The sequence below is a fragment of the Mesorhizobium sp. M4A.F.Ca.ET.090.04.2.1 genome (assembly GCF_003999085.1).
GTDB lineage: Bacteria > Pseudomonadota > Alphaproteobacteria > Rhizobiales > Rhizobiaceae > Mesorhizobium.
Genome location: NZ_RZOT01000340.1, coordinates 1 through 6598 on the forward strand (window position 1 = coordinate 1; position 6598 = coordinate 6598).

Consider the following 6598-nt stretch of genomic DNA (forward strand, 5'->3'; position numbering starts at 1 on the left):
GCAGTCGGAACAGCGGAGTTCGCTTCGGGTTGCTGACAGCAGACATGCAGAGTCCCCAAGGTGCGGGACGTTCTAGCGGAAATCTCCTTAAAATGAGTTTCCGCCAATGAATCCAATTTTACCAGAAGCTGAGTATTTCCGGCGGGATTATTCCCGGGCGCCGTCGCTCTGCTTCAATTCATCGAGCGTTGGCATGGAAACGATGTGATAGCCGGAATCGACATAGTGGATCTCGCCGGTGACGCCGGACGAGAGATCAGACAACAGATAGAGTGCCGAGCCGCCGACCTCGTCGATGGTCACCGTGCGGCGCAGCGGCGAGTTGCGCTGCTGGTAGGAGAACATGTGTCGGGCGTCCGAAATTCCGGCGCCGGCGAGCGTGCGCACCGGTCCAGCCGAGATGCCGTTCACCCGGATGCCGCGCGGGCCGTAGTCGTTGGCGAGATAGCGCACACTGGCTTCCAGTCCGGCCTTGGCGACGCCCATGACATTGTAGTTCGGCATCACCCGGACCGAACCGGCATAGGTCAGCGTGATCATCGAACCGCCATCCGTCATCAGCGGCGCGGCGTTGCGGGCGACCTCGGTGAAGGAATAGCAGGAGATCACCATGGTACGGACGAAATTGTCGCGGCTGGTGTCGGCGTAGAGGCCCTTGAGCTCGTTCTTGTCGGAAAAGCCGATGGCATGGACGACGAAGTCCAGTCCGCCCCAGGCCTTGCCGAGCGTTTCGAACGTGGCGCTCACCGAGGCGCTGTCCTCGACGTCGCAAGGCACCACCAGCGATGCGCCGAGCTTTTCCGCCAAGGGCTTGACCCGCCGCCCGAAGGCGTCGCCCTGATAGGTGAAGGCGAGCTCGGCGCCGTGCTCGGACAGTTTCTTGGCAATGCCCCAGGCGATCGAATGGTCGTTGGCGACACCCATGACAAGCCCGCGCTTGCCCTTCATCAGTCCGTCCATGACTGGCGATCCTTATGCGGAATAGCGCTGGAAAATCAGCGTTGCGTTAGTGCCACCGAAACCGAAGGAATTGGACAAAACAGTGTCGATCCTGGCGTTGTCGATGCGCTTGCGCACGATCGGCATGCCTTCGAATTCCGGATCGAGCTCTTCGATATGGGCGCTCTCGCCGATGAAGCCGCCCTGCATCATCAGGATGGAGTAGATGGATTCCTGCACGCCGGCGGCGCCCAGCGAATGGCCGGTCAGCGACTTGGTCGAGGTGATGAACGGCATCTTGTCGCCGAACACCTCGCGGATGGCGCCCATTTCCTTGGAATCGCCGACCGGCGTCGAGGTGCCGTGCGTGTTGATGTAGTCGACCGGCGTAGACACCGTGGAGAGCGCCTGGCGCATGCAGCGCACCGCGCCTTCGCCCGAGGGCGCCACCATGTCGTAGCCGTCCGAGGTCGCGCCATAGCCGACGATCTCGGCATAGATCTTGGCGCCGCGCGCCTTGGCGTGCTCGAGTTCCTCCAGCACCAGCACGCCCGCGCCACCGGCGATGACGAAGCCGTCGCGGTTGACGTCATAGGCGCGGGAAGCGGTCGATGCCTTGTCGTTGTACTTCGACGACATGGCGCCCATGGCGTCGAACAGGTCCGACATCGTCCAGTCGAGATCCTCGTGGCCGCCGGCAAAGACCATGTCCTGCTTGCCCCACTGGATCAGCTCGTAGCCATTGCCGATGCAATGCGCCGAAGTCGAGCAGGCGGACGAAATCGAGTAGTTGACGCCGTGGATCTTGAACCAGGTGGCAAGCGTCGCCGATGCGGTCGACGACATCGCTTTCGGCACAGCGAACGGGCCGATGCGCTTGGGGCTGCCGTTCTTCAGCGTAGTTTCGGCCGCCTCGACGATGGTCCGGGTGGAGGGGCCGCCCGAACCCATGACGATGCCGGTGCGCTCGTTGGTGATGTCACTCTCGCCAAGCCCGGCGTCGGCAATCGCCTGGTCCATGGCCACGTGGTTCCAGGCCGCGCCCTGCGACAGGAAGCGCATCGCGCGTCGGTCGATCATTGCCGACGGGTCGAGCGTTGGGGCGCCCCAGACCTGGCAGCGGAAACCGTGTTCGGCGAAGGAATTGGAAAAGCTGATGCCCGATTTGGCATCATGCAGCGAGGCCTGCACTTCATTGGCATTGTTGCCGATCGACGACACGATGCCGAGGCCCGTCACTACGACCCGTCTCATTCGCAACTCCTTCCGGCGCATGATTTCGAAAACCGCAATCGGAATTCGCAGAGGATCATACGCAAAATAAAAGCGCTATGCGGTCCCACATTCAAAGGGCGCATGGCGGGGTGGTGGCGCCGGTCAAACCGCCGCCGATTGCTTGGACAGACCCACTTTCAAATCCGTCGCCGCGTATATGGGTTCGCCGTCCGCCTTCAGCCAGCCATCGGCGATGCCGAGCACCAGGCGCCCGCGCATCACGCGCTTGAAGTCGATCCCGTATTCCACCTTCTTGACCGACGGCGTCACCATGCCCTTGAACTTCACCTCGCCGGTCGACAGGGCCATGCCCTTGCCCGGCTCGCCGAGCCAGCCGAGATAAAAGCCGGTCAGCTGCCACATGGCGTCGAGGCCGAGGCAGCCAGGCATGATCGGATTGCCGATGAAATGGCAGGCGAAGAACCACAGGTCCGGCTTGATGTCGAATTCGGCGCGGATGAACCCCTTGTCGAAGGCGCCGCCGGTCTCGCTGATCTCGGTGATGCGGTCGAACATCAGCATCGGCGGATACGGCAGCTGCGCGTTGCCCGGTCCGAACAGCTCGCCGCGGGCGCAGGCAAGCAGTTCTTCATATTCGTAGCTGGACTTCGAACCCGCCATCAATTTCGTCCCCGTGATCGTCCCGGGCGGTGGGCGCCCTTGTCGTTGGCTTCCTAACACAATCTTTCCAAGGCCGGAAACCGGCGTTTGCGCTTAACCTGCCCGTCTGCCCGGGTCAATGCGCGCGGGAGCACAAGCGTCTTGCTCTATTGATCGCATTCGGCCGACAGAATATATGTCGAAACGTGTCCAGTTTCGGCCGATGACGTTTTTTCGCCACTCTGGGCATGTTTTTGGGCCGAAAGCGCGAGCTTCGACGGGATAGATGGATCAGGGCTGCCGGAAGGATAATGTCGCTGTGGACAAGCGGGTTCGCGAGGCCGGCCTGAGGCCTACACGCCAGCGCGTTGCGCTGGCCGATCTGCTGTTTGCCAAGGGCGACCGCCATCTGTCGGCCGAGGAACTGCATGAGGAGGCGATCGCAGCCGGCGTGCCGGTTTCGCTCGCCACCGTCTACAACGCCCTGCACCAGTTCACCCAGGCGGGCCTGCTGCGCATCCTCGCCGTCGAGGGGTCGAAGACCTATTTCGACACCAATACTTCCGACCACCACCATTTCTATATCGAAGGCGAAAACAGGATATTCGATATCGCCAGCGGCCCGGTGACTGTCTCCAACCTGCCGGAGCCCCCGCAGGGCATGGAAATTGCCAATGTCGATATCGTGGTGAGGCTGCGCCCGAAGCGGCGCGACTGATCCGCTTCCGATGCGGCCTGTCGATCTCGCAATCAGGCTCGAATGGTGTGTCGCTGCGGCGGCGGCCGTCGTCCTCTATGCGATGACGGGCACGTCATGGTGGCTGTTCGCGCTGCTCATCCTGGCGCCGGACCTGTCGATGCTGGGCTACCTCGCCGGACCGCGCGTAGGTGCCATCGCCTATAACGCCCTGCACATACTGATCGTCCCGCTTGCCCTGGCGCTGGCCGGATATGTCCTCGGTAGTTCCATGGCGACGGCAGTCGCGCTGATCTGGATCTCCCACATCGCCATCGACCGCGCGCTCGGCTACGGCCTCAAGCTGCCCAGCGGTTTCCAGGACACCCATCTTGGCCGCATCGGCCGCCGCGAGGTCCCTGCGCCTGTCAGGCCGGATTAGTTCTTGACCCGTTCACCCGGATAGGCGCCCCAGACGACTGACTGCTGCAGCCAGCCGGTGTGGCCTTCGAAGGTCATCTCGCACCATTGACCGTCGCACTTCTTGATTGAGCCCATGACGCCCGGCTCGAGGATGGCGACGACGCCTGCATCCTTATCGGGATCGTCAAGCAGGTTGATTCGGCCGCCCTTGCTGCGCTGCCAAGGCGCGACGATCGCGGTGCGGCGGCCCGAAAGCAGCGACTGGTTGATCCAGCCTTCCGAGCCGTCGGCATCCCGCACGCGGCGCCAGGTGTCGAATTCCTGGATGATTTCCATAGGCAGGCCCGCCTTCATATACATCCAATCGACCGAATAGTTGGCGCCGGGGCCGACGCGTGAATTGACGCGGCCCGATTTCAGGCTGACGAAACGCGGCAAGGGAAGGCCGCTGGGGCCCAGCGTGACCGTCTGCGCCGGGCCGGCCGCGCTCTGCGCCGCCACCTGTTGCGGGGAAAAAAGAAGAGCGCCAAGAACGGCCGCGCTGAGAGCCAGGCGAAGCGACGCGAAACCAGACACTTTCATTCCTTTCGGCGCCTGCCCTTTGGCACCGGCGCCCCTTTTTCTTTGTCTTCGGCGGCACCGCTTGTTACAGGAGTGGCTGGCACCGCGACCGGCTTCAAGTTTCGCCTGTCTTGGTTAAAGAGGTCTCAACGAGATCGGGTTCGAGGAAACAATGGCAGGCAAGAAAAGGCCCCTCGTCGTCATCACGCGCAAGCTGCCCGATCCCGTCGAAACCCGCATGCGCGAGCTGTTCGACGCGCGGCTGAATGTCGAGGATCGGCCGATGACGCAGCCGGAGCTTGTCGCCGCGGTCAAGGAAGCCGATGTGCTGGTGCCGACGATCACCGACAACATCGACGCCGCACTCATCGACCAGGCCGGCGACAATCTCAAGCTGATCGCCAATTTCGGCAATGGCGTCGACAAGATAGACGTGGCGGCGGCGGCAAAGAAGGGCATCACCGTCACCAACACGCCGAACGTGCTGACCGAGGATACCGCCGACATGACCATGGCGCTGATGCTGGCTGTGCCGCGGCGGCTGGCGGAAGGCGCCAACGTGCTGACCAGCGACAAGAAATGGGCCGGCTGGTCACCGACCTGGATGCTTGGCCGCCGCATCTGGGGAAAACGTCTCGGCATCGTCGGCATGGGCCGCATCGGCACCGCTGTCGCCCGGCGCGCCAAGGCCTTCGGCCTGTCGATCCACTACCACAACCGCCACCGCGTGCTGCCGGCGGTCGAGGAAGAGTTGGAAGCGACCTATTGGGAAAGCCTCGACCAGATGCTGGCCCGTATGGACATCATCTCGGTCAACTGCCCCTCGACACCGGCGACCTTCCATCTGCTTTCGGCGCGGCGCCTGGCGCTGATGCAGCCCTCGGCCTACATCGTCAACACCGCGCGCGGCGACATCATCGACGAGGAATCGCTGATCAAGCTGATCCATGACGGCAAGATCGCCGGCGCCGGTCTCGACGTCTACGAGCACGAGCCGGCGCTGAACAGCAAGCTGCTGAAGCTCGCCGCCAAGGGCAAGGTCGTGCTTCTGCCGCATATGGGTTCGGCGACGCTCGAAGGCCGCATCGACATGGGCGAGAAGGTGATCATCAACATCCGCGCCTTCTTCGACGGCCACCGTCCGCCGGACCGCGTGCTGCCGCTCAGGACCTGAGGCCGTCAGCCAGCGATGGTGAGGGCGCCATCGCCGGCGACGTTCACAGTGCTGCCGCGATAGGTCTCGAACACGTTTCGAGCAAGCTGGACCGCGATCGGCGTCTCCCAGCCCATTTCCCTGGCGACGATGAGTCCGAGCAGGAGGATCGCGTCCGGCTCGTGCAGCACCAGCGCGGCTGGCGCCCGGCCGTTGTGGACAAGCTCCATCAGCACGGCCGAGGCCGAGGATGAGCCGATCGTGCCCGGCAGGAACAGCACCCGTCCGGAGATGATCTCACCATGCTGCGGATGGCGCACGTCGGCAATGCGGCCGGTTTTCGGGTCGACGCCGCCCCAGAAGCTGATCGGCGCCGTCAGCACCAGCGCCTCGCCTTGCCCGGTTCGCCCCGGCACCAGGATTTCCGGAGCGGCGCTCACGCCGCGATGTCCGTAAATCGTGGCTTACCAAGCACGGCGCTTTCGACGCAGTCGGCCAGGGAGGCGTAGAGCACGGAGTAGCCGGTGTTGCCTGGCGCGTAATGCGCGAACTTGCCAGAATTCGTCATCAGCACGCCGTTGCTGAGCACCGGCATGATTGGCGTCACCACCACGCAGGTGTCGGCGACGATCACCACCCCGCTTGCCTCGAGCGCCTTGCGCCGGCCACCCTGTTCGAGGCCGGACAGCGCATGGCGGCCGGTGCAGGCATAGATCGGCACGCCGAGCCGCCGCCCGGCGATCAGCCGTTCCAGCATGTCGAACTCGGCCAGCGACAGATGCGGGCTGCCGATTGCAACTGCGTCGATTGTCTTTGGCGCCGCTGCCGTCGACAGCCCCGCACGGGCATTCGCGGCCATTTCGGGCGTGACGCGGATGACCGTTTCCGGCGCGGCGCCGGCGAGAATGGTCTCGGCATCGGGCGCCTCCGGCGTCACGCCGGCAATGTGAAAAAGGCCGACGGCGCCGGAC

Annotated in this window: 9 protein-coding genes; 3 read left to right on the forward strand and 6 right to left on the reverse strand. The window is 63.7% G+C overall.

Features of this window, described 5'->3' with window-relative positions; translation table 11 throughout:
- Positions 1–147: 147 nt before the first annotated feature.
- From fabI to fabA, 3 genes are all read right to left on the reverse strand, one after another.
- Complete coding sequence (gene fabI, locus EN781_RS21955) at positions 148–960, reverse strand: enoyl-ACP reductase FabI (protein WP_126056658.1); 813 nt, start codon at positions 958–960, stop codon at positions 148–150.
- A gap of 12 nt (positions 961–972) precedes the next feature.
- Positions 973–2193: a beta-ketoacyl-ACP synthase I gene (gene fabB, locus EN781_RS21960; protein WP_126056657.1), complete on the reverse strand. Its 1221-nt coding sequence runs from the start codon at positions 2191–2193 to the stop codon at positions 973–975.
- A gap of 123 nt (positions 2194–2316) precedes the next feature.
- Positions 2317–2835, reverse strand: a complete 519-nt coding sequence (gene fabA / locus EN781_RS21965) for a 3-hydroxyacyl-[acyl-carrier-protein] dehydratase FabA (protein ID WP_126056656.1) — start codon at positions 2833–2835, stop codon at positions 2317–2319.
- Positions 2836–3100: 265 nt separating this feature from the next.
- On the opposite strand from fabA, the gene irrA reads away from it, so the two are divergent.
- Both irrA and EN781_RS21975 read left to right on the forward strand, forming a co-directional pair.
- Positions 3101–3532, forward strand: a complete 432-nt coding sequence (irrA, locus tag EN781_RS21970; protein ID WP_126056655.1) for an iron response transcriptional regulator IrrA — start codon at positions 3101–3103, stop codon at positions 3530–3532.
- Positions 3533–3542: 10 nt separating this feature from the next.
- Positions 3543–3932 carry a DUF4260 domain-containing protein gene (locus EN781_RS21975; RefSeq protein ID WP_126056654.1) on the forward strand — a complete coding sequence of 130 codons (390 nt, stop codon included), beginning with the start codon at positions 3543–3545 and terminating at the stop codon, positions 3930–3932.
- Here EN781_RS21975 and EN781_RS21980 read toward each other — a convergent pair.
- Positions 3929–4489 (reverse strand): SH3 domain-containing protein, encoded by a 561-nt coding sequence (locus tag EN781_RS21980; protein ID WP_126056653.1) that lies wholly within the window; start codon positions 4487–4489, stop codon positions 3929–3931. The two genes, EN781_RS21975 and EN781_RS21980, sit on opposite strands and share 4 nt — an antisense overlap.
- A 157-nt stretch (positions 4490–4646) precedes the next feature.
- Here EN781_RS21980 and EN781_RS21985 point away from each other — a divergent pair, with 157 nt between their 5' ends.
- Positions 4647–5648 carry a D-glycerate dehydrogenase gene (locus EN781_RS21985; RefSeq protein WP_126056652.1) on the forward strand — a complete coding sequence of 334 codons (1002 nt, stop codon included), beginning with the start codon at positions 4647–4649 and terminating at the stop codon, positions 5646–5648.
- A 5-nt stretch (positions 5649–5653) separates the two neighbouring features.
- Here the strand turns inward: EN781_RS21985 and EN781_RS21990 are convergent, their stop codons facing one another.
- Both EN781_RS21990 and EN781_RS21995 read right to left on the reverse strand, forming a co-directional pair.
- The gene (locus EN781_RS21990; protein ID WP_126056651.1) at positions 5654–6067 is read right to left on the reverse strand and encodes a DUF126 domain-containing protein; all 414 of its coding nucleotides are present in this window, start codon (positions 6065–6067) and stop codon (positions 5654–5656) included.
- On the reverse strand, positions 6064–6598 hold a 535-nt coding region (locus tag EN781_RS21995; protein ID WP_127400326.1), incomplete at its 5' end, for an aconitase X. The genes EN781_RS21995 and EN781_RS21990, both read right to left, overlap by 4 nt.